The organism is Stutzerimonas sp. C6.4V, from assembly GCF_058536345.1.
In genome coordinates, this window is the sequence record NZ_JBZUBM010000001.1 from 1,006,201 (window position 1) to 1,031,963 (window position 25,763).

Genomic DNA, 25,763 nt, shown 5'->3' on the forward strand with positions numbered 1-25,763 from the left:
CGTGGATGCGCTTTGTCGCATCAACGGGTGGCCAGGCCAGAGCTCACGCCAAGGCCACTCAGCCTGCTAGTGTTATGCGAAGCCATACTCTGGAGTAGCTCATGTTCGAGTCCGCGGAAATCGGCCACACCATTGACAAGGAAACCTACAACAAAGAAGTGCCCGCTCTGCGCGAAGCCCTGTTGCAGGCGCAGTACCGCCTGCGGGAACAGGCACGGTTCCCGGTGCTGATCCTGATCAACGGAATCGAGGGCGCCGGCAAGGGCGAGACGATCAAGCTCCTCAACGAATGGATGGACCCGCGACTGATTCGCGTGGACAGCTTCGATGTGCCCACCGACGAAGAGCTCTCGCATCCGCCGGCCTGGCGCTACTGGCGGCGCCTGCCACCGAAAGGCCAGACCGGGATCTTCTTCGGCAACTGGTACAGCAAGATGCTGGAAGACCGTGTCCATGGCCGCATCAAGAAAGCCGACCTGGAACTGGCCATCGACCGCGCCCAGCGGTTCGAGCGCATGCTCTGTGCCGAAGGCATGCTGATCTTCAAGTTCTGGTTCCACCTCTCCAAGGAGCGGATGCTCCAGCGCCTCGAATCGCTCAAGGATGATCCGCTGCACAGCTGGCGGATCAGCCCGCTGGACTGGCAACAGTCGAAGACCTACGACAAGTTCGTGCGACACGGCGAACTGATCCTGCGCCGCAGCAGCCGCGACTTCGCGCCCTGGTACGTGATCGAGGGGCACGACGAACGTTACCGCAGTCTTACGGCCGGCCGGCTGCTGCTCGAAGGGCTCAACGCGGCGCTGGACGCCGCCGATCAGCAACCCTCGCAGCCGCATACCGCGCCGGTGGAGTTGAACCTTGACCAGCTCAGCCTGCTTGGCAGCCTGGATCTGGAACAGAAGCTGAGCAAGGACGACTACAAGGAGCAGTTGGCGCAGGAACAGGCGCGCCTGTCACAGCTGCTGCGCGATCCCCGCCTGCGCAAGCGCGGCGTGCTGGCGCTTTTCGAAGGACATGACGCAGCAGGCAAGGGCAGTGCGATTCGACGCGTCACCGACGCGCTTGATCCCCGGTTGTATCGCATCGTGCAGATTGCCGCGCCCAGCGAGGACGAGCTGGCCCAGCCCTGGCTCTGGCGCTTCTGGCGCAACGTGCCGGCGCGCGGTCAGTTCACCATTTTCGACAGATCCTGGTATGGCCGCGTACTGGTCGAGCGGGTCGAGGGCTTTGCCTCGCCCGACGAGTGGCTGCGCGCCTATACCGAGATCAATGATTTCGAGGAACAGCTGGTGGATGCGGGCGTGGTGATCGTCAAGTTTTGGCTGTCGATCGACAAGCAGACTCAGCTCGAGCGGTTTCAGGAGCGGGAGAACACCCCGCACAAGCGCTTCAAGATTACCGAAGAAGACTGGCGCAACCGTGACAAGTGGGACGACTACGGGCATGCCGTCGCCGACATGGTCGACCGTACCAGCACCGAAATCGCGCCCTGGACACTGGTGGAGGCCAACGACAAGCGCTTCGCCCGGGTAAAGGTGCTGCGCACGCTCAACGAGGCACTGGAGACCGCCATCGCCGAAAAATGAGGCGTGCCGAGGCTCACCCGGTAGTCGCCGGGGCGGGGCGATGGCTGGACATATCCCTGCTGAATGGTCGTCGCCTTTCGCAAAGGGCTGGAACTATGCTCGGGTCATCGTCCAGCAAAACAGGCCGCTTCAGCGAGTCGGGGCCTGTCCAACCATTCGAGGTATGCCATGCGTGATGTAGTGATCGTCGACAGCGTTCGGACCGGTCTGGCCAAGTCCTTCCGTGGCAAATTCAACATGACCCGGCCCGATGACATGGCGGCTCATTGCGTCAACGCGCTGCTGTCGCGCAACGACCTGGACCCGAAACTGGTGGAAGACTGCATCGTGGGCGCCGGCTCCAACGAGGGCGCGCAGGGCTACAACATCGGCCGCAACGTGGCGGTGCTGTCGAACCTGGGCATCCAATGCGCGGGTATGACCCTCAATCGCTTCTGCTCCTCCGGCCTGCAATCGATCGCCATCGCGGCCAACCAGATTGCCTCCGGCTGCAGCGACATCATCGTTGCCGGCGGAGTCGAATCCATCACCATGACGGCCAAGAGCAAGAACACCGAAAACCTGTACAACCCGATCCTCCAGGAGCGCGTACCGGGCCTGTATCACAGCATGGGCCAGACCGCCGAAATGGTTGCGCGCCGCTACAACGTGACGCGCGAGCAGCAGGACATCTATTCCCTGCAGAGTCAGCAGCGCACCGCGCGGGCCCAGGCTGAAGGCTTGTTTCAGGACGAGATCGTGCCGATGAACGTCCGCTACTTCACCGAGGACAAGAACACCGGTGAGCGCACCGAGCATGAAGGCGTGGTCGACCGTGACGATTGCAACCGCCCGGATACCACGCTGGAAAGCCTGTCGGGCCTCAAGCCGGTATTTGCCGATGATGGTTCGGTGACCGCTGGCAATGCCTCGCAGCTGTCCGACGGCGCCTCGATGACCCTGGTGATGAGCCTGGACAAGGCGCTCGAACTCGGCCTCAAGCCGCGTGCGTTCTTTCGCGGATTTACCGTGGCTGGCTGTGAGCCGGAAGAAATGGGCATCGGGCCTGTATTCTCGGTGCCGCGCCTGTTGCAAGCCCGTGGTCTGCAGATCAGCGATATCGATCTCTGGGAGCTCAACGAAGCGTTCGCGTCGCAGTGCCTGTATTGCCGCGACACGCTGGGCATCGACAACGAGAAGTTCAACGTCAATGGTGGCTCTATTTCGATTGGTCACCCGTTCGGCATGACTGGCTCGCGGACCGCCGGCCATCTGGTTCGTGAACTGCAGCGTCGCAACCTGCGTTACGGCGTCGTGACCATGTGCGTGGGCGGCGGCATGGGCGCGTCGGGGCTGTTCGAAGCGGTTCGCTAGGCCTGGAAGCTGATCTGCATTGACCGATAGCAAAAATGAACCCGCGCCTCGGCGCGGGTTTTTCTTGCTTGAATCGCAAGCCTCGATCAGCTGCGGCTGGATTCCAGCATGGTCTCAGGCCGCACCCACTGATCGAACTCCTCGTCGGTCAGATAGCCCAGCGCCAACGCCGCTTCGCGCAGGGTCGTACCTTCGCCATAGGCCTTCTTGGCAATCTCCGCAGCCTTGTCGTAACCGATGTGCGGATTGAGTGCGGTCACCAGCATCAGCCCGCGCTCCAAATGCTCGGCCATGCGCCCGGCGTCCGGCTCGAGGCCGACGATGCAGTGGGTATTGAAGTTGCGGCAACCGTCGGCCAGCAAACGAATGGATTCGAGCATGTTGTGCACGATAACGGGCTTGAACACGTTGAGCTGCAGGTGCCCCTGGCTGGCGGCGAAGCCGACGGTCACGTCATTGCCCATCACCTGACAGGCAAGCATGGACAGCGCCTCGCACTGCGTCGGGTTGACCTTGCCCGGCATGATCGAGCTGCCCGGCTCGTTGGCCGGCAAACGCACCTCGGCCAGGCCGCCCCGCGGGCCCGAGCCCAGCAGGCGCAGGTCGTTGGCGATCTTCATCAGCGCCGTGGCCAGCGTCTTTAGAGAGCCGGACAGCGCCACCAGCGGCTCATGGCCCGAGAGTGCGGCAAACTTGTTCGGCGCCGAGACGAACGGGAGGCCGGACAGCGCCGCCAGTTCAGCCGCTATTGCCTCGGCGAAACCGTGTGGAGCATTGAGGCCCGTCCCAACAGCAGTCCCGCCCTGGGCCAGCTCGTAGACCGCAGGCAAGGCACGGCGAATCGATTGTTCGGCAATGTCCAGCTGCGCCACGAATGCAGAAAGCTCCTGGCCAAAGGTTACCGGGGTGGCATCCATCATATGAGTGCGTCCGGTCTTGACCAGCTTACCGTGCCGCGCCGCCTGTTCGGCGATGCCGCCAGACAGCTCGGCGATCGCGGGCAGCAGGTCGTCATGGATCGCACGCGCAATGGCGATATGCATGGCGGTCGGGAAGCAGTCGTTGGAGCTCTGCGCTCGGTTCACATGGTCATTGGGATGTACCGGGCTCTTGCCGCCACGTGCCCCACCGGCCAGCTCATTGGCGCGGCCAGCGATCACTTCGTTGACGTTCATGTTGCTCTGCGTGCCGCTGCCGGTCTGCCAGACCACCAGTGGAAACTGGTCATCATGCTGGCCATGCAGGATTTCGTCGGCGGCCTGTTCGATCAGGCGGGCAATGTCCGGGGGCAAGTCACCAATGCGGTCGTTGACCCTTGCGGCGGCTTTCTTGATCAGTGCCAGCGCATGGCAGACTGCAAGTGGCATGCGTTGCTCGCCAATAGCGAAGTTGATGAGGGAGCGCTGAGTCTGTGCGCCCCAGTAGGCCTGTTCCGGTACTTCCACTGGGCCCAGGCTGTCGGTTTCGGTGCGTGTCATGCCGTGCTCCATTGATGAGGTATCCCTGTTTGGTCGTCGGCTGCCGGCACTGGTTCAATCCGCTGGCCGCCTGTTCCTTGAGCGATGGGAACCTTGCGCGCAGAATGTGTCCATTGGTGCTCAACTATCACCCGGCAAGGATCCTCCGATGCACATTCTTCGAACATTCGGCCTTTGTAGCGTCCTGTCCATGGCGCTGCTCAGTGGCCAGGCCAGCGCGGACGCTGCTGGCCACAAGGCCCAGGCTGAGCGATTCCTGGAACTGGTCAATGCTGATCGGCTCGCCGTGCCGGTCTACGCTCAGGTGCAGCAGATGTTTGCCCAGCGCTTCGAGCAGACCCAGGCTCCAGCCAGCAAGCGCGCACTGCTGGAACGCTACCAGTCGAAGGCCGATGCCGAGCTGGACAAGGCGATCGGCTGGGAACAGGTCAAACCGGACCTGATCACCCTCTACACCGAGACCTTTACCGAGCAGGAGCTCAGCCAGCTGAACGACTTCTATGAGTCGGCGCTGGGCAAAAAGATGCTCACCAAGCTGCCGGAGCTGAATGCCCGCTCGGCGCAGGTTACCCAGGCCAAGCTGGAAAGCGCCGTGCCGAGGGTCAACAAGCTGTTGGCCGAAATGACTGCCGAACTCGATACCCAGAAAAAGCCCTGACGGAGCCGCCCGGATGTCCAAACTCGAATCCATCGAACAGGCGCTGCAAAGCGCGCTGCAACCTCAGCATCTGCAGGTGCTGGACGAAAGCCACATGCACAGCCGTGGTCAGGAAACCCACTACAAGGCGGTGATCGTCAGCGAGCACTTCGCTGGCTTGAACGCGGTCAAGCGCCATCAGCGGGCCTACGCCGCCATGGGCGACCTGATGCAGCAGATTCACGCTCTGGCCTTGCACACCTACACGCCGGAAGAATGGGCGGAGCAGGGCAGCGCACCGGACTCGCCGACCTGTAGGGGAGGAAGCAAGTCTGAAGCTTGAAGCCTGAAGTCGGCTGAGGACTGCTGCTTTCTCTTCCAGCTTCCAGCTTCCAGCCCCCCAGCGACGTTTTTGCTAAACTCCGCGCCCATTTTTCCCTACCCGGTCCGCCCTTTACGTGGGCGACAACTGCAGGACCTGATTGCATGACCCAGAAAATCGTCGTCGCGGCGCTGTACAAGTTCGTCTCCCTGCCGGACTACATGGCGTTGCGTGAACCCCTGCTTGAAACCATGACTGTCAACGGTATCAAGGGCACGCTGCTGCTCGCCGAAGAAGGCATCAATGGCACGGTGTCCGGCAGCCGCGAAGGGATCGATGCCTTGCTCGCCTGGTTTGGTACCGATGCGCGCCTGGCCGATATCGATCACAAGGAGTCCTACTGCGACGAGCAGCCGTTCTATCGCACCAAGGTCAAGCTGAAGAAGGAAATCGTCACCCTCGGTGTGCCAGGCGTCGATCCCAACCAGCGCGTCGGCACCTATGTCGATCCAAAGGACTGGAACGCCCTGATCGAAGATCCGGAAGTGCTGTTGATCGACACCCGCAACGACTACGAAGTGGCCATCGGCACCTTCGAAGGCGCCGTGGACCCGAAGACCAAATCCTTCCGCGAATTTCCCGATTACATCAAGGCGCACTACGACCCGGCCAAGCACAAGAAGGTCGCGATGTTCTGCACCGGTGGCATTCGCTGCGAGAAGGCCTCCAGCTATATGCTCGGCGAGGGCTTCGAGGAGGTGTATCACCTCAAGGGCGGCATCCTTAAATACCTCGAAGAGGTACCGCAGGAAGAAACCCGCTGGCGCGGCGACTGCTTCGTCTTCGACAACCGGGTGACCGTCCGCCATGACCTCACCGAGGGCGACTTCGACCAATGCCACGCGTGTCGCACGCCGATCTCGCTGGAGGACCGCCAATCGGAGCACTACGCTCCAGGCATCAGCTGCCCGCACTGCTGGGATAACCTCAGTGAAAAGACGCGTCACAGCGCGCGTGAGCGGCAAAAGCAGATCGAACTGGCGCTCAAGCGCAACCAGCCACACCCCATCGGCTACAACTATCGCAAGGCAGGCTTGTAGCCGTGAACAGCCATAAGGCGCGCCAAACGCGTTTCATCTGATAAAACCGGACCCCCGATGAGCCGACTGATCTATGTGATGGACCCGATGTGCTCATGGTGCTGGGGCTTTGCGCCGGTCGTGCAGGCACTGATCGAGCAGGCGCAGGCAGGTGGCGTCGGTACCGATCTCGTGGTCGGCGGCTTGCGTCAGGAACGTACCGCGATGGACCAGGCCGCTCGTGACCGCACCGCTTCCTACTGGCATGCGGTACATGAGGCGAGTGGCCAACCCTTCAACTTCGAGGCAGGTCTGCCGGAAGGGCTGGTTTACGACACCGAGCCGGCCTGCCGTGCGCTGGTTGCGGCACGTGATCTCGACCAGCAAGCCGCATGGCGACTCGCTGGGCTCATCCAGCGGGCCTTCTACGTCGAAGGGCGCAACGTCACGCTGCCGCCGGAACTTGTCGAGCTGGCCGAGACGGCAGGCATACCACGCATCGAGTTCGCCGACCGCTTCGATTCCCAGGCGGCGCGCGACGCCACCGTTGCGGATTTCGAGTGGGCGCGCAATCTAGGCGTCGCCGGTTTCCCTACCTTGCTCGCCGAGCACGAAGGTCAGCTGGCATTGGTGACCAACGGCTTTCAGCCGCTCGATGCGCTGTCGCCGTTGCTGGGGCGCTGGCTGGACCACAACATCAATGCCTGATCAGCTCAGCTGGGCTGAGATCCGCCGCCTCGCGCTGCACCATCGCAAAGCGCTGATACTGGCCAATCTGGTCGCGGTGCTGGCCACGCTGTGCAGCGTGCCGATCCCCTTGTTGTTGCCGTTGCTGGTCGACGAGGTGCTGCTGAAGCAGGGCGACACGGCGCTGCAGATCATGGACAGGCTGTTGCCATCCGACTGGCAGACGGCAATCGGATATATCGGTCTGATGCTCTGCGTAACCCTGTTGCTGCGTGCATCGGCTCTGATGTTCAACGTTCTGCAGGCGCGTCTGTTCGCCCGGTTGTCCAAGGATCTGGTCTATCGCATCCGTGTGCGCCTGATCGAGCGGCTCAAGCGCATTGCGTTGAGCGAGTATGAAAGCCTGGGCGGTGGGACCGTCGCCGCGCACCTGGTCACCGATCTGGAGACCATCGACAAATTCATCGGCGAGACCCTCAGCCGTTTGCTGGTCGCCTTGCTGTCCATTGCCGGTACGGCGGCGATCCTGCTCTGGATGCATTGGCAGCTGGCGCTGTTGATCCTCTTGTTCAATCCGCTGGTGATCTACGCCACGGTGCAGCTGGGCAAGCGCGTCAAACACCTGAAGAAACTGGAGAACGACAGTACCTCGCTGTTCACCCAGGCACTCACCGAAACGCTGGACGCGATCCAGGAAGTCCGCGCCGGCAACCGCCAGGGTTTCTTCCTCGGCCGCCTTGGTCTGAGAGCCCGCGAAGTCCGCGATTACGCCGTGGCTTCGCAGTGGAAGACGGACGCCTCCAACCGCGCCAGTGGACTGCTGTTCCAGTTCGGTATCGACATCTTCCGCGCCGCGGCCATGCTCACGGTGCTGTTTTCCGACCTGTCCATCGGACAGATGCTCGCGGTGTTCAGCTACCTGTGGTTCATGATCGGCCCGGTGGAGCAGCTGCTCAATCTGCAGTACGCCTTCTACGCGGCGGGCGGTGCGCTGAGCCGCATCAACCAGCTGCTGGCGCGTGCCGATGAGCCTCAATACGTCGGCGGCCAGGACCCGTTCGCGGGGCGCGATACCGTGGACATCGAGGTTCAGGGGCTGTGCTTTTCCTATCAGGATGAGCCGGTGCTGGAAGGTCTGGACCTTTCCATCTCTGCGGGAGAAAAGGTCGCCATCGTCGGCGCCAGCGGCGGCGGCAAGAGCACCCTGGTGCAGTTGCTGCTGGGCCTCTATCAGCCGCAGGCCGGACATATCCGCTTCGCCGGGGTGGAGGTGCAGGACATCGGACTGCCCACGGTTCGCGACAACGTCGCCGTGGTCCTGCAACATCCCGCACTGTTCAACGACACGGTACGCGCCAACCTGCTGATGGGCCGCGAGCGGGACGACCAGGCGTGCTGGCGTGCGCTGGAAATCGCCCAGCTGGCCGATACGATCCGCCAGCTTCCGGCCGGGCTGGACAGCATCGTAGGGCGTTCCGGTGTGCGTTTGTCCGGCGGACAGCGGCAACGGCTGGCAGTCGCCCGCATGGTCCTGGCCGAGCCCAAGGTGGTCATCCTCGACGAGGCGACCTCGGCGCTGGACGCGGCCACCGAATATGCCCTGCACCAGGGGCTCAATCGCTTTCTGCAAGGGCGTACCACGCTGATCATTGCGCACCGTCTGTCGGCGGTTAAGCAGGCTGATCGCGTTCTCGTATTCGACGGTGGACGCATCGCCGAGCAGGGCGATCATCAGCAGCTGATCGCCGACGGCGGGCTCTACGCCAAGCTTTACGGGCATCTTCAGCAGCATTGAGGATGGGCTTGGGCGCTAGCCGGTGCGTCCAGTCCCATGACAAGCATCGAGAAATGGCTCTGTGCTATCAAAGCCTGATCAAATTGGTCTGAAATCGCATTCAACTTTAGTCGCGACCTGCCGACTTGATTAGGTGCACATCTTTCTTAGGGATCCCTCTGATGCAGTCCGTCGATCTATTCGCCAACCTTTCCGTGGGCAAGAAGTTGCTGCTTGGCTTCGCCATGGTGCTCTTGCTGACAATGGGCGTTGCCGGGACTGGCTTCTATGCCGTGGATTCGATCCTGTCCCGCTCCTCCCAGATGAATCAGCTGTCGCATATCAACGCCGCAATCCTCGCGGCCCGGGGCGAGGAGCGCGACTATGCGCTTACCCGCAATGAGGCCTCAGCCACCGCCTTGCGCAGTACCCTCGCCAAGCTCAATCAGGAGCTCGATGAACTTGCCGAAAACTCTTCTGAAGAAGAGCAACAGATCCTGCAGCAGGTCCGCGGTGATGCGGCTGTCTATGCCGGACAATTCGATAGCTACCAACAGCTGATCAGCCGGGGCGCGGAGCTGCGTGAACGCATGACCGATGCAGCGCAGAAGAGCCGCGAGGAGTTCGAGTACATCGAACTGGACATGTATGACGCGGTGCGTGTGTTGCGTCTGGAGGGGGACCACCTCAAGGGTAGCGACCCGCTGACCATCGCCGAAGCCGCCTCTGGTCTGACCAAGCGCATCCTCGACTTGCGCACCTTCGAGAATGTGTTTATCGGCAACAGCGCCCAGACCGCCGTGGACAGCTGGAACGAATCCTATGAAGACGTGACCACCATTGGCACCAGCCTCAAGACCTGGCTCAACGACGAGCAGAAAGGCACCATGGACGGCGCCCTCGCGGCGCTGGCCAGCTATAAGCAGGCGTTCGACGAGTTTCGCAACAGCCGTGCCGAGCGCGTTGCGCTCGAGCGGGCCATGGTGGCCCAGGCTCAGCGCATTCTCGATGCAGCCGACCAGGCACTGGCTGGCGCCACCGAAGCCATGCAGGATCAGCGTCGCAGCGCCTACCTGCTACTCGGAGTCATCAGCATACTCGCGGTCGTGATTGGTCTGGCTGCCGCCACGGCCATCTCACGCATGATCGTCCTGCCGCTGCGCTACACCGTTCAGTTGGCGCAGCGTGTGGCCGATGGCGATCTCACCCAGTCGCAGGCGGTTAACCGTCGTGATGAGCTGGGGCAGTTGCAGCAGGCGATGTATGACATGACGCAGAGCCTGCGCACGCTCATCGGCCGGATTGGCGGCGGCGTCGGCCAGATCGCAACCGCTGCCGAGCAGCTGTCTTCCGTGACCGCGCAAACCAGCGCTGGGGTGCAGAAGCAGCGTGTCGAGACCGAGCAGGTTGCTGCGGCGATGCATGAGATGGCCGCTACCGTGCAGGAAGTCGCGCAGAACGCCGAGCAGGCGTCACTGGCGGCACGCCAGGCTGATCAGCAGGCCCGGCAGGGTGACCGGGTCGTTCAGGAGGCTATCGGTCAGATCGGCAGCCTGTCCGGAGAGGTCGAGCATTCCGCTCATGCCATCGAAGAACTGAATACCGAGAGCGGTCGCATTGGCAGCGTCCTGGAAGTGATCCGGGCGGTCGCCGAGCAGACCAACCTGCTTGCACTCAACGCAGCGATCGAAGCGGCGCGTGCCGGCGAACAGGGGCGAGGGTTTGCCGTGGTGGCAGACGAAGTGCGCGCCCTTGCACGCCGCACCCACGACTCCACCGAGGAGATCGAAGGCCTGATCGGCAACCTGCAGCGTGTTGCGCATAAAGCCGTTGAGCAGATGCAAACCAGCCGCGATCTCACCCAGCGCACGGTTGACCTGGCCGGTGAAGCGGGTACGGCCCTGAGCCGCATCACCGAATCGGTATCGACCATCGAACAGATGAACCAGCAGATCGCCGCGGCGGCCGAGCAGCAGAGTGCGGTGGCCGAAAACATCTCCGAAAGCGTGACGCGCGTACGCGACATCGGCGAACAGAGTGCCAGCGGCAGTGAACAAACCGCTGCGGCCAGTGCCGAGCTGGCGCGCCTGGGCGTCGAGCTGCAGGGTCTGGTGGCGCGTTTCCGCACCTGATCCGCTGCGCTGCAGCATCAAAGCCCCGGCTGATCAGACGGTGTAAGAACGTAGCGAGCGACGGTCAGGCAAGCAAAAACAGGCGAAGAAGCGAAGTTTACGTGCCGTAAATGAGCATTCCGAGCCTGTTTTTAACGCTGCCTGACCGAGCGCAATAGTTCTCACACAGTCTGCATTGCCGGGGCTTTGTCGTGCATAACGCTGAACTCCCTCGAGCCTCCGGCTATCTAGTAGAGGAACGCGGCTCCTGTCGCACCCATCGGAGATGCCTGATTGAACGGCCTGCAGCGCGCGAATCCAAACCTCGTCCCGGAAGCGACCCAGCCATGAAAAACATCGGATCTGATTCGGGTGGGTCCCGGCTGAAGCAGGCGATTACCGGCCCGGCGCTGTTTCTGTTCATCCTCGGCGATGTGCTGGGTGCGGGGGTCTACGCCCTGGTGGGCAAGATCGCCGGTGAGGCGGGCGGCGCGGTCTGGGTGCCGCTGCTGGTCGCGCTGGGGTTTGCCATGCTGACGGCCGCTTCCTACGCCGAGCTGGTGACCAAGTACCCGAAGGCGGGCGGTGCGGCGGTATTCGCCGAGCGCGCGTTTGGCAAGCCGCTGCTGTCGTTCCTGGTCGGCTTCTGCATGCTGGCGGCCGGCGTGACCAGTGCCGCAGGGCTGTCACTGGCGTTCGCCGGTGACTATCTGGGCGCCTTTCTCGATACCCCGGCGGTGCCGACCGCATTAGCCTTCCTGACCATCGTCGCGTTGCTCAATGCGCGAGGCATCAGGGAGTCGCTCGGTGCCAACGCGGTGATGACGGTCATCGAGGTGTCGGGTCTCCTGTTCGTCGTGATCCTGGCTGCACGCTTCCTCATGAGCGGGCAGGGAGAACCATCCAGAGTGCTGGAATTCGCTCCCGGCGTATCACCGGCAATCGCCGTGCTGGGGGCTGCGCTGATCGCGTTTTACTCCTTCGTTGGTTTCGAGGTGTCGGCCAATGTGGCAGAAGAGGTGAAGGACGTGCGGCGCAACTACCCGCGTGCGCTGTTCGGTGCCCTGTTGGTGGCCGGGCTGGTCTACATGGGCGTTGGTGTCGCCGCGACGGCCGTGCTTTCACCTGCCACGCTGGCTGGCTCGTCGGCCCCCTTGCTGGATGTGGTACGGGCGACGGGCTATGCCGTGCCGGACTGGCTGTTCGCAGCCGTGGCCCTGGTGGCGGTTGCCAATGGGGCGCTGCTCACCATGATCATGTCCAGCCGCCTGGCGTATGGAATGGCCGATGAGGGGTTGCTGCCGTCGGTGCTGACCCGGGTATTGCCAGAACGGCGAACCCCCTGGCTGGCAATCGTTCTCACGACCTTGCTGGCGATGATTCTCACCGTGACCGGTACGCTGACGGCACTCGCCGAAACCGTGGTGCTGTTGCTGCTGTTCGTGTTCATGAGCACCAACGTGGCGGTGCTGGTATTGCGCAAGGACAAGATCGCCGAGCCGCATTTTCGCACCCCGACCATCCTTCCCGTCCTGGCGATCCTGTCCTGCCTGGTGCTCCTGTCCCAGCAAGGCGCGGGCACCTGGCTGCGTGCAGGGCTTCTGATGGCGCTCGGGGCCGTACTCTACGGAGTTGGCCACTGGCGCAAGGGGCGTGGCCGGTAGTCAGCCCCGGTCGAGTTCGGCTGCCCACTCGGCCAGCGGCAGCGCGGGCTGCTGATACCAGATGCGCTGCCAGATCTGTTCCAGCCGATCCAGGCCGCCGCGCTCCGCCGGAAGTCGTTCGACGTAGGGGATCAACCTCCAGTCATCCCCTTCACGTTCGGCCAGGGCGAAGCGGAAGGGATGAAAACCGGTCATGCCAAGGCGCAGATCAGTGACCAGCAGTTTGCCCTCGACTTCGTCGTAACGCAGCACGCCGTCGGTAAACCATTGCAAGCGCTGATGTTGCGGCGACCCGCTGAGCGCTCCTGCGAGCCCTTCACCACGGGGCAGGGGGACCAGTTCCGGCGGGCTGCGATCGAACCAGCTCACCAGCGACTCGTAATAGCTGTCACCTTCGACGACGATGACCCGCCACAAGAGGCTGTTGAACGGTGTCGGCGTGCTGAACACCCGGCTTGGCTGAACGCCTTGCCGGTCCATGACCGCTTCCACACGCTGCTCGGCCATCTGCTTGCCCATGACGGTGAAACCCAGGTACAGCGACGTCACGGCCAACGCCACGACCGGGCCGCGAGGGCTCCCCTTCAAACCGGATATTGCCGCGACCAGCACAGCCAGAAGCAAGGGGACGCTGTACACCGGATCGATGATGAATACGCTGGACCATGCCACCGGTGGCGTTGCCAGCGGCCAGAACAACTGGGTGCCATAGCTGGTGAATGCGTCGAGCAGCACATGGGTCGCCAGCACCAGCCATATCGTCAGGAACAGGCGTCTGCCTGTGTAGTTCGGGTCGGGTCGTATCCGTCGCGCCAGCCAGGTCAGCGCAACGGCCAGCAGGCTGAGGACAAACAGCGAGTGGCTGAAGCCGCGGTGGTAGGTCATGTCCGCGACCGCGTCGCCATAATCGATAACCACGTCGAGGTCAGGCAGGGTGCCCAGCATCGCGCCATACAGCAACGCCTTGCGGCCTTGCCAGCGACCGAGCAGAGAGGCCTGAACCGTGGCGCCGAGCAGGGCCTGGGTAATCGAGTCCATGCGGGATTCCATATGCTGCGAGAGGGCTACAGTAGCTGAACCCGCCTGGCTGTAGCGGTTCGAAATCATATAAAAACGTGTCCACCCGTCCCGGCTGGTGGACAAACCCGTCTATTTTCGATTCACGAAGGACCGATGCTCGACATATCCAACAGCGTGCAGCTGCCTGACAGCGAAATCGAACTGACCGCCATTCGCGCCCAGGGTGCCGGCGGCCAGAACGTCAACAAGGTATCCAGTGCGCTGCACCTGCGCTTCGACATCAATGCCTCATCATTGCCGCCGTTCTACAAGGAACGGTTGCTGGCGCTGCGCGACAGCCGCATCACCGGAGACGGCGTGATCGTCATCAAGGCGCAGCAGTATCGCACCCAGGAGCAGAACCGTGCCGACGCCCTGGAGCGCCTGGCAGAGATGATCCGTGGTGTATCCAAGGTGGAAAAGGCGCGCCGACCGACGCGCCCCACATTGGGCTCCAAGAAACGCCGCCTGGAAGGCAAGACCAAGCGCGGCGCGATCAAGGCCGGTCGCGGCAAGGTGGATTTCTAGAGTCAGCCAGGGGTGTCGCTACCCGGTCATGAACCACTGAGACCTTCTCGAGCCCGCGCCTGCCCAGGGCCTGGGCAGGGCACCAAGCCCGCTCAATGCGTGCCGGTGCGCGGCTCGACGAGATCTTCCTCGTCATGCCGAGGCTGCTGGCCTTCGTCGAGGATGTCCGCCTCGGCGACTTCGCCTTCGGGCGTATCCGGCATCAGTTCGAGCACCGTATGACTGGTGCGTAGCATTGGGGTGAAATGACCATGGGGCTCGGTGACCAGGTCGAATACCCGGCGCGCGCGGAACCATGAGTAGATCGCCAGAAATGCCAGGGTGACGGCAAAGAATACCGGCAGCGCCTTGGGGCCGAAAAAGCTCATCAGGCCACCCGCCACCACCGGACCGAAGGCCGCACCGAAACCGTTGGCCAGCAGCAGGCCGCTCGAGCCGGACAGGATCTCGTCCGGGTGCAGCTGATCGACCATCTGGGCCACCGCAATCGAGTAGATGGAGAATGCCAGGCCGCCCCAGAGAAACATCATGCCCAGCAGCAGCGGGCCGGATGTCAGCGGCGTGATCAGCCCGCCAAGCACGGCGCCGATGGCCACCACCCAGAGCAGCACCAGGCGGCGGTCATGGGTGTCGGAAAACAGCCCGATGGGCCATTGCAGCACGGCGCCGCCAAGAATCGTCACGCTCATCAGCAGGCCTACACCGGCGGCGTCGAAGCCGCTCTGGGACGCATACACCGGCGCCAGACCCCAGAATCCGCCCAAGGTCAGACCGGAGACACCCGCAGCCATCAACGGCAGCGGAGCGATGCGCGCCAGTTGCAGAAGGTCCGTGGCCGGCATGTCCGGCTGTGCCGGCTGAGCCTGGCGGGTGAGGGTGATCGGCATCAGCGCGGCGCAGATCAGGATGGCCGCCAACGCGAACAGGGTGAAGCTCATCGGGCTGTCCAGGCTCAGCAATTGCTGAGCTGCGGCCAGCGCCCCGAGGTTGACTGCCATGTATAGGGCAAACACCTGGCCGCGCTTCTCGCCGCTGACCTGAGCGTTGAGCCAGCTCTCGATCACCATGTACAGCGTGACCATGGCCACGCCGTACATGACCCGCAGCACCAGCCAGACCCAGGGGTTGACAATGATCACGTGCAGCAGCGCTGCCACGGCCGCCAGTGCAGCGTAGAAGGCGAAGGTGCGGATATGGCCGATGCGCCTGATCAGCGAAGGCGCGAGCCAGGTACCCACCAGAAAACCGGCGAAATAGCCGGACATGAGCAGGCCGATCAGGCCTGTCGAGTAACCCTCGGCGACGCCTCGCAGCGTCAGCAGGGTGTTCAGCAGGCCGTGGCCGAGCAGTAGTAAGGCAACTCCGCCCAGCAGCGAGCTGATGGGGGCTAGTAACGACGTCATGGCAAACAACCCTAGGCAAGTATGACGGTGATGGCAAGCCGCGTACGGCACCGCAGCTGGCCGATAATATGAGTAACCTGCTGATCTATTTAGTGTTTTGCATGGCAAGGATGGTGTTTCAGCTTGACCGTTGCTGCTTGGGCAGTAATTTCCGGTCAGGATTCCCGCAGGCCGCTAATTTTCAAGCGAAGCGCATGTGACCGCGAGCGGCGCTGTCATGCTGCAGCTGGCGGTACCACTTTGTACAGGCTAGCCGACCCCAGGCGCCAGCACACCGATCAAGGCCCGAACGCTTCCGGGTAGCGCATCCAGTTCGCGCACCAGAATACTTCGCTCACGGATGGCCCACGGCTCGTCGAGTTCGATGAGTGAGAGCTGCATGGTACGGCTATGCCGGCGTGCGGCCGACTCCGGAATGATGCCGATGCCAACGCCGACCTCGATCATTCTGCATACCGCTTCGAAACTGGAAAGCTGGATGCGCAGCGACAAAGTGCCGCCGAGCCTTTCCACCCGGTCGCGAAGGAAGGTCAGCAGGGTGCTGCCTTCATGCAGGCCGATATGCTGATAGTCCAGCGTCTGGCCCAGGCTGACCTTTGCCTCGCTGGCCAGGGCATGTCCGAGCGGTACGGCCAGCACCAGCCGGTCGGTACTGAAATGCAGAACTTCAAGACCCTGCGCCTCTACCGGCCCGGCAATGATGCCGAGATCGGTGCTGCCATCGAGAACGCCGCGCACGATGTCGCGGCTGAGCCGTTCCTGTAGATCGATGGTGACGCCGGGCCTTTGCGCGAGAAAGCCGGCGAGCACTTCGGGAAGAAACTCGGTAACCGCGGTGGTGTTGGCAAAGATGCGGATATGCCCGGCTGAGTCTGTGCCGTATTGGTTGAACTCGCCTTTGAGGTAGTCCACCTGGCGCATGATGAGGCGCGCGTGCTGCAGCAGCTTGTGTCCGGCTGGCGTCAGTTCAACGCCCCGGCTGTCACGGTACAGCAGGCGGCTGTCCAGTTGCGCTTCCAGTGCCTTGATTCGCGCGCTGGCCGCTGCCGGCGAAAGATACGCCCGGCGCGCGCCCTGGGTCAGGCTGGGAGATTCGGCGATGTGGATGAACAGCCGCAGGTCGGCCAGATCGAAGTGCATGGCGAGGCTCGCAAGAACGGTCGCGTTCAGCATAGCCGAACGCCGGCATTGGTAAATGCAGATTCCCGGAATGCCCGTCGCGTAGCAGTCTGCTGAAAACAAGACAGCCGGAATGCCACGATGACGGACGTAACTGCCTGGATAGGCCGCAGCGAAGAGGTTCACGACCAGCTCAGCCGTAATTTGCTGATGCGTATCGCAGCAACCCTGAATGAAAGAACACCCGGCCACGGCGAAGCCTTGCCGCCGCTGTGGCAGTGGTGCTTTTTCCAGGAGCCGATGCCTGAAAGCGGACTGGGCGGAGACGGCCATCCTGCACGCGGAGGCTTCCTGCCGCCTGCCGACAACCGCAACCGTATGTGGGCGGGCGGGCGCGTCGAATTCATCGAGCCCCTGATGGCCGGGTCCGAGGCCAGTCGTGTCTCGACCATTAAGCACGTCGAGGAAAAGCAGGGTGGCACCGGCGCACTGCTGTTCGTCACGGTGCAGCACGACTACCTGCAGGACGGCCGCCTGGCGATCCGCGAAGAGCAGGAGATCGTCTATCGCGAGCCGAGCCCGCCGAAGACATCGAGCAGCGAGTCGATGCTGGCTGGCGATTGGCGTGAACCGGTGACGCCGACCCCGACGCTGCTGTTCCGCTACTCGGCGGTCACCTTCAATGGCCATCGCATTCATTACGACTGGCCCTACGTCACCGAAACCGAAGGCTATGCCGGCCTGGTCGTTCACGGCCCGCTGATCGCCACGCTCAACCTGCGTGCCTTCTGCCGGGCGAACCCGGACGCCAGGCTCAGGCGCTTTGCCTACCGCGGCCTGCGTCCGCTGGTGGTGCCGCAGCCGTTCGAGGTCGGCGGCCGCATCGTCGCGCCGGGCAAGGCCGAACTCTGGGCCGGCGACGGCAACGGCCTGGCGCAGAAAGCCGAAGTGGAATTCGACTGAATCGTAGGGTGGATAACGGCGCAGCCTTATCCACCGAAGCCCGGCGGTGGATACCCACCCTAGGTCTGCCGCGACAACGATAAGAAGGTGAAGAGCCGAGATGACCCCGAACAAGACCGAAGAACTGAGCTTCATCCGCGAAGGCGTGCGCGCCCTCTGTGCCGAATTTCCCGCCGAATACTGGCGCAGGATCGATGAGGAAAAAGGCTTCCCGGAAGCCTTCGTCACCGCCATGACCGAGGCCGGCTGGCTCTCGGCGATGATCCCGGAAGAATACGGCGGCTCCGGCCTGGGTCTGGCCGAGGCTTCGGTGATCCTCGAGGAGGTCAACCGTTGCGGCGGCAACTCCGGGACCATCCACGGGCAGATGTACAACATGTTCACCCTGCTCAGAAACGGCAGCGAGGAGCAGAAACGCTACTACCTGCCGAAGCTGGCGAGCGGCGAGCTGCGCCTGCAGTCCATGGGCGTCACCGAGCCGACCACCGGCACCGACACCACCAAGATCAAGACCACCGCCGTGCGCCGGGGCGACAAGTACGTCATCAACGGGCAGAAGGTGTGGATCTCGCGCATCCAGCACTCGGACCTGATGATCCTGCTGGCGCGCACCACGCCGCTGGCCGAGGTACAGCGCAAGTCCGAGGGCATGTCGATCTTCCTCGTCGACCTGCGCGAGGCCATCGGCAACGGCCTGACCGTGCAGCCGATCGCCAACATGGTCAACCACGAGACCAACGAGCTGTTCTTCGACAACCTGGAAATTCCCGCCAGCAGCCTGATTGGCGAGGAGGGCAAGGGCTTTCGCTACATCCTCGACGGCCTGAATGCCGAGCGCACGCTGATCGCCGCCGAGTGCATCGGCGATGGCCGCTGGTTCGTCGAGAAGTCCGCTGGGTACGCCCGCGACCGTGTGGTGTTCGGCCGGCCTATCGGGCAGAACCAGGGCGTGCAGTTCCCCATCGCCGAAGCGCATATCGAGATCGAGGCCGCGGACCTGATGCGCTGGCGCGCCTGCGAGGAATACGACGCCGGGCGCAACGCCGGAGCGGCCGCCAACATGGCCAAGTACCTGGCGGCCAAGGCCAGTTGGGAGGCAGCCAACGCCTGCCTGCAAACCCACGGCGGCTTCGGCTTCGCCAACGAATACGACGTCGAGCGGAAGTTCCGCGAGACGCGGCTGTACCAGGTGGCGCCGATCTCCACCAACCTGATCCTCTCGTACGTGGCCGAGCACTTGCTCGAGCTGCCGAGATCCTTTTAACCGGCAGCCGATGCCCCGAGGCAACGGCGCGGGCTCGGACAGACGCGTGGAAAAGGCTTCGCCGTTTTCCACGCTACGACGGCACGTTTGTAGGGTGGATGTCGCGAAGCACATCCACGCGCGGCTTGATGCGTTGGCGTCAATAGGAGGTACACATGCGGATCGACCACCTCGACCATCTGGTCCTCACCGTTGCCGATCTCGAGGCAACGATCGACTTCTACACCCGCGTGCTCGGCATGCAGGCGGTGACCTTCGGCGAAGGGCGCAAGGCGCTGGCCTTCGGCAACCAGAAGATCAACCTGCACCAGGCCGGGCGTGAATTCGAGCCCAAGGCCGAGCGGCCGACGCCGGGTTCGGCGGACCTCTGCTTTATCGTCGCCACGCCATTGGATCGAGTCATTGCGCATCTGGAAACGCAGGGCGTCTCGATCATCGAAGGTCCGGTGCCGCGCACCGGCGCGACCGGACCGATCCGCTCGGTGTACCTGCGCGACCCTGACCAGAACCTCATCGAACTGTCCAATCCGTTAGAGAATCCGCTGGAGCCCAACGCATGAGCCAGCACACCCGTGCCCTGACCGAATTCCTCGCCGGGCTTGCCTACGAGCAGATCCCCGAACCGGTGCTCGCCCGCACCGAAGACCTCTTTCTCGATTGGCTCGGCTCGGCCCTGGCCAGCGCCGGCTCGCATCCGATTCCGCTGTTCGAGCGTTACGCGCAGAAGATGGGCCCGGCCGACGGGCCGGCGCGCATTCTGGTCAACGGCCAGAGCAGCTCGGCCTATTTCGCCGCTCTGGTGAATGCCGCCAGCTCGCACCTGGTGGAGCAGGACGACCTGCACAACAGCTCCGTGCTGCACCCGGCCACCGTGGTGTTTCCCGCTGCGCTGGCGGCGGCGCAGGATCTCGGCAAGTCCGGCCGCGAGCTGCTGGTGGCCTCGGTGGCCGGCTACGAGGCGGGCATCCGCATCGGCGAGTTCCTCGGCCGCTCGCATTACCGCATCTTCCACACCACCGCGACGGTCGGCACCCTGGCCGCGGCGGTGGCCGTTGGCAAGCTGATGGATTTCGACCAGCAGCAGTTCACCCATCTGCTCGGCAGCGCCGGTACGCAAGCGGCGGGGCTGTGGGAGTTTCTCCGTGACGCGGCGGACTCCAAGCAACTGCACACCGCCAAGGCGGCTGCCGATGGCCTGCTCGCCGCCTACCTGACCGCCGATGGCCTGACCGGCGCACAGAACATCCTCGAAGGCGAGCAGGGCATGGCGGCGGGCATGTCCCGCGATGCCGAGCCGAGCAAGCTGTCCGACCGGCTCGGCAGCCGCTGGGCGCTGGCGGAAACCTCGTTCAAGTTCCACGCCTCCTGCAGGCATACCCACCCGGCGGCCGATGCGCTGCTGGTGCTGATGCAGCGCGAAGGGCTCGGGGCCGATGACATCGCCTCGGTCACCACCCGCGTGCACCAGGGCGCGATCGACGTGCTCGGCCGCGTGACGGTGCCGCAGACGGTGCATCAAGCCAAATTCTCCATGGGCACCGTGCTGGGGCTGATCGCCCTGTACGGCAAGGCCGGCCTGACCGAATTCCACAGCCATGCGCTCAGCGACCCGCGCGTCGGCGAGTTCCGCGAGAAGGTCTCGATGACGCTCGATCCCGAGGTGGACGGCGCCTACCCGGCACGCTGGCTCGGTCGCGTCGAAGTGACCACCGCCGATGGCCGCACGTTGCACGGCGCCATCGACGAGCCGAAGGGCGACCCGGGCAACACGCTGAGCCGCGCCGAGCTGGAGGACAAGTTCCGCCGCCTGGTGCAGTTCTCCGCGGCGCGCAGCGATGACCAGGCGGGCCTGCTGATCGATACGGTTTGGCGCCTGCGGGAGAGCGGCAATCTGAGCCTGTTGAGGTGAACGTAGGGTGGAAAACGACCGCAGGTCTTTTCCACCGATGGTACGCCGTCCCAAGCGCATCACCCGAGGCCGAGCAGACCGCAACAAACGCGTGGAAATGGCTTCGCCGATTTCCACCCTACGCCGAATTTGCAGGAACCGAACATGAACGACACCCAAGTCAAACCCCGCCCACTCGACGGCATCACCGTGGTCAGCCTCGAGCACGCCATCGCCGCGCCGTTCTGCACGCGCCAGCTGGCCGACCTCGGCGCACGGGTGATCAAGATCGAGCGGCCCGGTGCCGGGGATTTTGCCCGCGGCTACGACGAGCGGGTCGACGGCCTGGCCTCGCATTTCGTCTGGACCAACCGCTCCAAGGAAAGCCTGAGCCTGGACGTGAAACAGGACGCCGCTGCCCAGGTGCTCGACCAGCTCTTGGCCAAGGCCGACGTGCTGGTGCAGAACCTGGCTCCGGGCGCCGCCGCGCGCATGGGGCTCTCCTTCGAGGCGCTGCACGAGCGCTTTCCGCGGCTGATCGTCTGCGACATCTCCGGCTACGGCGAGGGCGGCCCCTACGAGCAGAAGAAGGCCTACGACCTGCTGATCCAGAGCGAGGGCGGCTTTCTCTCCGTCACCGGCGGGCCGAGTGAGACCGAGATGGCCAAGGCCGGCTGCTCCATCGCCGACATCGCCGCGGGCATGTACGCCTACACCGGAGTGCTCTCGGCGCTGATGCTGCGCGACAAGACGGGCGAGGGCAGCCGCGTCGACGTTTCCATGCTCGAAAGCCTGGTGGAGTGGATGGGCTACCCGTTGTACTACGCCTACAAGGGCGCGACGCCGCCGCCTCGTGCGGGCGCCGCTCACGCCACTATCTACCCCTACGGCCCGTTCCCCACTGGTGATGGCGGCACGGTGATGCTCGGCCTGCAGAACGAGCGTGAGTGGCTGCTGTTTTGCGACAAGGTGTTGCTGCAGCCCACGCTTGCCAGGGATGAGCGATTCGCCAGCAACTCCCTGCGTTCGGAAAACCGCGAAGCACTGCGCGCAATCATCGTCGATGCGTTCGGCGCGCTCAGCGCCAATGAGGTGATCGAGCGGCTGGACAATGCGCCGATTGCCAATGCACACGTCAACGACATGGCCGGCGTTTGGGCTCACCCGCAGCTGGAGGCCCGCCAGCGCTGGAGCGAGGTCGGCAGTCCCGCCGGTCCGTTACCCGCGCTGCTGCCACCAGGGCGCAACAGTGCCTTTGCCCCGCGCATGGACCCGATCCCCGCCTTGGGCCAGCACACCGACAGCCTGCTGGCCGAGCTGGGTTACGCCCCCGGCGACATTCAGCGCTTGCACGAGCAGGGGGCTGTATGACGCCAGCTGCCAGACCGAACCGTGCGCGCCTCGACACGCCGAGAGTCACCCACACCAAGGGAAACCTGCCATGACCGAATCGATCATCCGCTCCGCACTGTTCGTCCCGGCAACCCGTCCCGAGCGGATTCCCAAAGCGCTGGCGAGCGGGGCCGACGTGGTAATCGTCGACCTTGAGGACGCCGTTGCTGAATCTCTCAAGGTCGAAGCCCGTGGTGATCTCGACCGTTTTCTCAGTGCCAATCCGCAAGCCTCTGTCCTGGTACGGATCAATGCGGCGGGGCACGTCCAGCAGACCGAAGACCTGAAGCTCTGCGCGGCGCGCGCCGGCGTCATCGGCGTATTGCTGCCCAAGGTGGAAAGCGCAGCGCAGGTGGCCGTGGCCGCGGCGTCCGGCAAACCCGTCTGGCCGATCATCGAAAGCGCCCGCGGGCTCATGGCGTTGCCGGAAATTGCGGCGGCCAAAGGTGTCGAGCGGCTGTCCTTCGGTGCGCTGGACCTGGGCCTGGACCTTGGTTTGGCCAGCGGCACGCAGGCTGCCGATCGAATCCTCGATCACGCTCGCTATGCACTGCTGCTGCAGTCCCGGCTGGCTGGCCTGGCGTCGCCACTGGACAGCGTGTTTTCCGACATCAAGAACCAGCCGGGCCTTGCCCGGTTCGCTGCCGACGCCCGAGACATGGGTTTCGGCGGAATGCTCTGTATCCACCCAAGCCAGGTGGCTGTGGTGCACGAAACGCTGATGCCCAGCGCCGACGAACTGGCCTGGGCGCAACGCGTCCTCAGCGCCGGTGCGTCCGGCGAGGGGGTCTTCGTGGTGGACGGAGAAATGGTCGATGCGCCCGTCATCGGCCGTGCCCGTCGCCTGCTGCAACGTGCCGGGCAAGCGGTCCCCTGACCGCGCCCTTTGCCCGCAAACGTACCAACCGACAACAACAAAAGGGGTACTTCCATGCTGAGCAACAAACTCAAGGCGCTCGCCTGCGCGCTTTCCTTGTCCATCGCCGGTTTCGCTCACGCCGAGCCGATCACCATCAAGTTCTCTCACGTCGTAGCGGACAACACGCCAAAAGGGCAGGGTGCCCTGCTGTTCAAGAAACTCGCCGAGGAACGGCTGCCAGGCAAGGTAACGGTCGAGGTCTACCCGAACTCCTCGCTATTTGGCGACGGCAAGGAAATGGAAGCGCTGCTGATCGGTGACGTACACATGCTGGCGCCGTCCTTGGCGAAGTTCGAGCACTACGCCAAGCCGATCCAGATCTACGATCTGCCCTTTCTGTTCGACGATCTGGCCGCGGCCGATCGCTTTCAGAGCAGTCCGCAGGGCAAGGCGCTTTTGACTGCCATGGAAGACAAGAACATCACCGGCCTGGCGTATTGGCACAACGGCACCAAGCAGATGTCGGCGAATAAACCACTGCGCGAGCCAACGGATGCACGCGGCCTCAAGTTCCGCGTACAGGCCTCGCAGGTGCTGGAGGAGCAGTTCAAGGCCGTACGCGCCAACCCGCGCAAGATGAGCTTTGCGGAGGTCTACCAGGGCCTGCAGACCGGCGTGGTCAATGGCACCGAAAACACCTGGTCCAACTATGAGAGCCAGAAGGTGCACGAGGTGCAGAAGTACATCACCGAGTCCGACCACGGCCTGATCGACTATATGGTGATCACCAACACGAAGTTCTGGCGCGACCTGCCCGATGACGTACGCAGCGAACTGGAACAGGTCATCGACGAGGTCACCGTGGAGGTCAATCGCCAGGCCGACGAGCTCAACCAGAAGGCCAAGCGTGCTATCGCCGAGTCTGGCAAGACCGAAATCATCCAGCTGACCCCGGAGCAGCGCGGCGAGTGGCGCGAGGCGATGCGGCCGGTATGGAAGAAGTTCGAGAACGAAATCGGCGCCGACCTGATCAGGGCTGCCGAAGCGGCAAACCAGAACTGAGCATAGGTCGAAGGTTGGCAAGGGCAGCGCCCGCTGAGGCGCTGCAGCGATTCGGCCCATAACGCCGATCTATGGCGCAGGCCGTCCAAACAATGAACCAGCTGCTTTGCAATACTGCCGGTTCGTTGAGGCGGGTCAGACGATGCCACGCTCGCGCAGGCCCTGGATCTGCTCTTCCGTCAGCCCCAGGCCGGCCAGCACGTCGTCGGTGTGCTCGCCAAGCTGCGGGCCGCCCCCGCCGATGCGCCCGGGCGTGCGGCTGAGCTTGGGTAGCACGCCGGGCACCTTCAGCGGGCCGGCGGAGGTCTGGACCTGGCTGATCATCTGCCGGGCCAGGTAGTGCGGGTCTTGACGATGTCGGCGGCGGTATAGGGATAGCCCGCCGGTACGCGTGCGGCCTTCAGCGCCTCGATCACTTCGTCGCGACTGTGCCTGGCAGTCCATTCCCCGATGGCGGCATCGATCAGCTCGGCGTGGCCGGCGCGCCCGTCGTTGTGGGCCAGGCGCGGGTCGTCGGCGAGATCCTGACGGTCCATCAGCATCATCAGGCGCTTGTAGATGCTGTCGCCATTGCCGGCGATAAGCACATAGTTGCCATCGCGGCACAGGTAGGAGTTCGACGGGGTGATGCCGGGTAGGGCACTGCCCGCCGGTTCACGAACGTAACCGAAGGCGTCGTATTCCGGCACCAGGCTCTCCATCATGGCGAACACCGACTCGTACAGCGCCACATCGATCTCCTGGCCCCGGCCGCTGCGGTTGCGCTCCTGCAATGCCAGCAAAACGCCTATGACGCCATACAGCGAAGACAACGAATCGCCGATGCTGACCCCGACCCGCACCGGCGGCTGGCCCGGGTAGCCCGACAGGTGCCGCAGCCCGCCCATGGCCTCGCCGATCACGCCGAAACCCGGCAAGTCGCGGTAGGGCCCGGTCTGGCCGTAGCCGGAGATGCGCAGCATGATCAGCCGCGGGTTCAACCTGGACAGCTCCTCCCAGCCCAGGCCCCATTCCTCCAGCGTGCCGGGGCGGAAGTTTTCCACCAGAACGTCGGCCTCGGCGATGAGATTGAGGGCGATGTCCTGACCCTCGGCGGCTTTCAAGTCCAGCGTGATGGACTGCTTGTTGCGCGACTGCACGTGCCACCAGAGCGAGGTGCCGTCCTTCAGCTTGCGCCATTTGCGCAGCGGGTCGCCAATGCCCGGCGGCTCGATCTTGACCACCTGCGCGCCAAACTCACCGAGCAGCTTGCTGGCGAAGGGACCGGCGATCAGCTGGCCCATCTCGATGACCTTGATGCCGTCCAACGGCATGCTGTTTTCGTCCTGTTGATTCATCACAACACCTGAGCTCGGGTTGATATACAGGCGGAGGATGACCGAGCGCGGTGCGATGGACAATGCTCGACCGGCCGCTATGGCTGCGAATCGATTGCAACGCAGCGGATAGCTTTTCGTTCGATACAGGTCCTGACCGTGCTCTATCTCGCTGAAGCCCGCTGGATACCCGGGCCCCCGCGCATCCAGCAACGC

Annotated in this window: 21 protein-coding genes and 1 pseudogene; 17 read left to right on the forward strand and 5 right to left on the reverse strand. The window is 63.6% G+C overall.

The features are described 5' to 3' along the window. The first annotated feature begins 101 nt into the window (after window positions 1–101). Together pap and AC4LFW_RS04920 are read left to right on the forward strand one after the other, a co-directional pair. Window positions 102–1,589, forward strand: a complete 1,488-nt coding sequence (gene pap / locus AC4LFW_RS04915) for a polyphosphate:AMP phosphotransferase (protein WP_491818090.1) — start codon at window positions 102–104, stop codon at window positions 1,587–1,589. Window positions 1,590–1,757: 168 nt separating this feature from the next. Beyond that, the gene (locus tag AC4LFW_RS04920; protein ID WP_491818091.1) at window positions 1,758–2,942 is read left to right on the forward strand and encodes a thiolase family protein; all 1,185 of its coding nucleotides are present in this window, start codon (window positions 1,758–1,760) and stop codon (window positions 2,940–2,942) included. An 86-nt stretch (window positions 2,943–3,028) separates the two neighbouring features. Here the strand turns inward: AC4LFW_RS04920 and AC4LFW_RS04925 are convergent, their stop codons facing one another. Then, window positions 3,029–4,420 (reverse strand): class II fumarate hydratase, encoded by a 1,392-nt coding sequence (locus AC4LFW_RS04925; protein ID WP_491818092.1) that lies wholly within the window; start codon window positions 4,418–4,420, stop codon window positions 3,029–3,031. 148 nt (window positions 4,421–4,568) lie between these two features. Between AC4LFW_RS04925 and AC4LFW_RS04930 the strand changes: the two genes are divergently transcribed. The 7 genes from AC4LFW_RS04930 to AC4LFW_RS04960 all read left to right on the forward strand — a co-directional run bounded on the left by AC4LFW_RS04930 (window position 4,569) and on the right by AC4LFW_RS04960 (window position 12,694). Then, entirely contained in the window at window positions 4,569–5,078 is a 510-nt protein-coding gene (locus tag AC4LFW_RS04930) for a DUF2059 domain-containing protein (RefSeq protein ID WP_491818093.1), read from the forward strand. 13 nt (window positions 5,079–5,091) lie between these two features. Beyond that, the gene (locus AC4LFW_RS04935; RefSeq protein ID WP_491818094.1) at window positions 5,092–5,400 is read left to right on the forward strand and encodes a BolA family protein; all 309 of its coding nucleotides are present in this window, start codon (window positions 5,092–5,094) and stop codon (window positions 5,398–5,400) included. A gap of 143 nt (window positions 5,401–5,543) precedes the next feature. After that, window positions 5,544–6,479, forward strand: coding sequence for an oxygen-dependent tRNA uridine(34) hydroxylase TrhO (gene trhO / locus AC4LFW_RS04940; protein ID WP_491818095.1), 936 nt, complete (start codon window positions 5,544–5,546; stop codon window positions 6,477–6,479). A 57-nt stretch (window positions 6,480–6,536) separates the two neighbouring features. Then, the gene (locus tag AC4LFW_RS04945) at window positions 6,537–7,166 is read left to right on the forward strand and encodes a DsbA family protein (protein ID WP_491818096.1); all 630 of its coding nucleotides are present in this window, start codon (window positions 6,537–6,539) and stop codon (window positions 7,164–7,166) included. Further along, entirely contained in the window at window positions 7,159–8,940 is a 1,782-nt protein-coding gene (locus tag AC4LFW_RS04950) for an ABC transporter ATP-binding protein (protein WP_491818097.1), read from the forward strand. The genes AC4LFW_RS04945 and AC4LFW_RS04950 overlap by 8 nt, the downstream gene beginning before the upstream one ends. Before the next feature lie 161 nt (window positions 8,941–9,101). After that, on the forward strand, window positions 9,102–11,051 hold the full coding sequence (locus tag AC4LFW_RS04955; protein ID WP_491818098.1) for a HAMP domain-containing methyl-accepting chemotaxis protein: 1,950 nt from the start codon (window positions 9,102–9,104) through the stop codon (window positions 11,049–11,051). 326 nt (window positions 11,052–11,377) lie between these two features. After that, window positions 11,378–12,694, forward strand: a complete 1,317-nt coding sequence (locus AC4LFW_RS04960; protein ID WP_491818099.1) for an APC family permease — start codon at window positions 11,378–11,380, stop codon at window positions 12,692–12,694. Here the strand turns inward: AC4LFW_RS04960 and AC4LFW_RS04965 are convergent, their stop codons facing one another. Next, window positions 12,695–13,732 carry a metal-dependent hydrolase gene (locus tag AC4LFW_RS04965; RefSeq protein WP_491818100.1) on the reverse strand — a complete coding sequence of 346 codons (1,038 nt, stop codon included), beginning with the start codon at window positions 13,730–13,732 and terminating at the stop codon, window positions 12,695–12,697. It lies immediately after the preceding gene. Window positions 13,733–13,867: 135 nt separating this feature from the next. Here AC4LFW_RS04965 and arfB point away from each other — a divergent pair, with 135 nt between their 5' ends. Beyond that, window positions 13,868–14,281: an alternative ribosome rescue aminoacyl-tRNA hydrolase ArfB gene (arfB, locus tag AC4LFW_RS04970; protein ID WP_491818101.1), complete on the forward strand. Its 414-nt coding sequence runs from the start codon at window positions 13,868–13,870 to the stop codon at window positions 14,279–14,281. A 92-nt stretch (window positions 14,282–14,373) separates the two neighbouring features. Here the strand turns inward: arfB and AC4LFW_RS04975 are convergent, their stop codons facing one another. Both AC4LFW_RS04975 and AC4LFW_RS04980 read right to left on the reverse strand, forming a co-directional pair. Further along, window positions 14,374–15,684: an MFS transporter gene (locus tag AC4LFW_RS04975; RefSeq protein ID WP_491818102.1), complete on the reverse strand. Its 1,311-nt coding sequence runs from the start codon at window positions 15,682–15,684 to the stop codon at window positions 14,374–14,376. Between the two features lie 249 nt (window positions 15,685–15,933). Beyond that, window positions 15,934–16,824, reverse strand: a complete 891-nt coding sequence (locus tag AC4LFW_RS04980; protein WP_491820130.1) for a LysR family transcriptional regulator — start codon at window positions 16,822–16,824, stop codon at window positions 15,934–15,936. A gap of 120 nt (window positions 16,825–16,944) precedes the next feature. Between AC4LFW_RS04980 and AC4LFW_RS04985 the strand changes: the two genes are divergently transcribed. The 7 genes from AC4LFW_RS04985 (at window position 16,945) to AC4LFW_RS05015 (ending at window position 24,231) form a co-directional block, all read left to right on the forward strand. After that, window positions 16,945–17,766 (forward strand): HTD2 family dehydratase, encoded by an 822-nt coding sequence (locus AC4LFW_RS04985; RefSeq protein WP_491818103.1) that lies wholly within the window; start codon window positions 16,945–16,947, stop codon window positions 17,764–17,766. Window positions 17,767–17,866: 100 nt separating this feature from the next. Then, window positions 17,867–19,030 carry an acyl-CoA dehydrogenase family protein gene (locus AC4LFW_RS04990; RefSeq protein ID WP_491818104.1) on the forward strand — a complete coding sequence of 388 codons (1,164 nt, stop codon included), beginning with the start codon at window positions 17,867–17,869 and terminating at the stop codon, window positions 19,028–19,030. Between the two features lie 155 nt (window positions 19,031–19,185). Beyond that, the gene (locus AC4LFW_RS04995) at window positions 19,186–19,590 is read left to right on the forward strand and encodes a VOC family protein (RefSeq protein ID WP_491818105.1); all 405 of its coding nucleotides are present in this window, start codon (window positions 19,186–19,188) and stop codon (window positions 19,588–19,590) included. Next, window positions 19,587–20,939, forward strand: a complete 1,353-nt coding sequence (locus tag AC4LFW_RS05000) for an MmgE/PrpD family protein (protein ID WP_491818106.1) — start codon at window positions 19,587–19,589, stop codon at window positions 20,937–20,939. Before AC4LFW_RS04995 ends, AC4LFW_RS05000 begins: the two co-directional genes overlap by 4 nt. Before the next feature lie 144 nt (window positions 20,940–21,083). Continuing rightward, complete coding sequence (locus AC4LFW_RS05005) at window positions 21,084–22,289, forward strand: CaiB/BaiF CoA transferase family protein (protein ID WP_491818107.1); 1,206 nt, start codon at window positions 21,084–21,086, stop codon at window positions 22,287–22,289. A gap of 70 nt (window positions 22,290–22,359) precedes the next feature. After that, window positions 22,360–23,187: an HpcH/HpaI aldolase/citrate lyase family protein gene (locus tag AC4LFW_RS05010; RefSeq protein ID WP_491818108.1), complete on the forward strand. Its 828-nt coding sequence runs from the start codon at window positions 22,360–22,362 to the stop codon at window positions 23,185–23,187. 54 nt (window positions 23,188–23,241) lie between these two features. Next, entirely contained in the window at window positions 23,242–24,231 is a 990-nt protein-coding gene (locus AC4LFW_RS05015) for a TRAP transporter substrate-binding protein (protein ID WP_491818109.1), read from the forward strand. Between the two features lie 135 nt (window positions 24,232–24,366). Here AC4LFW_RS05015 and AC4LFW_RS05020 read toward each other — a convergent pair. Then, window positions 24,367–25,568 (reverse strand): annotated as a pseudogene (locus AC4LFW_RS05020) (CaiB/BaiF CoA transferase family protein). Window positions 25,569–25,763 lie beyond the last annotated feature (195 nt).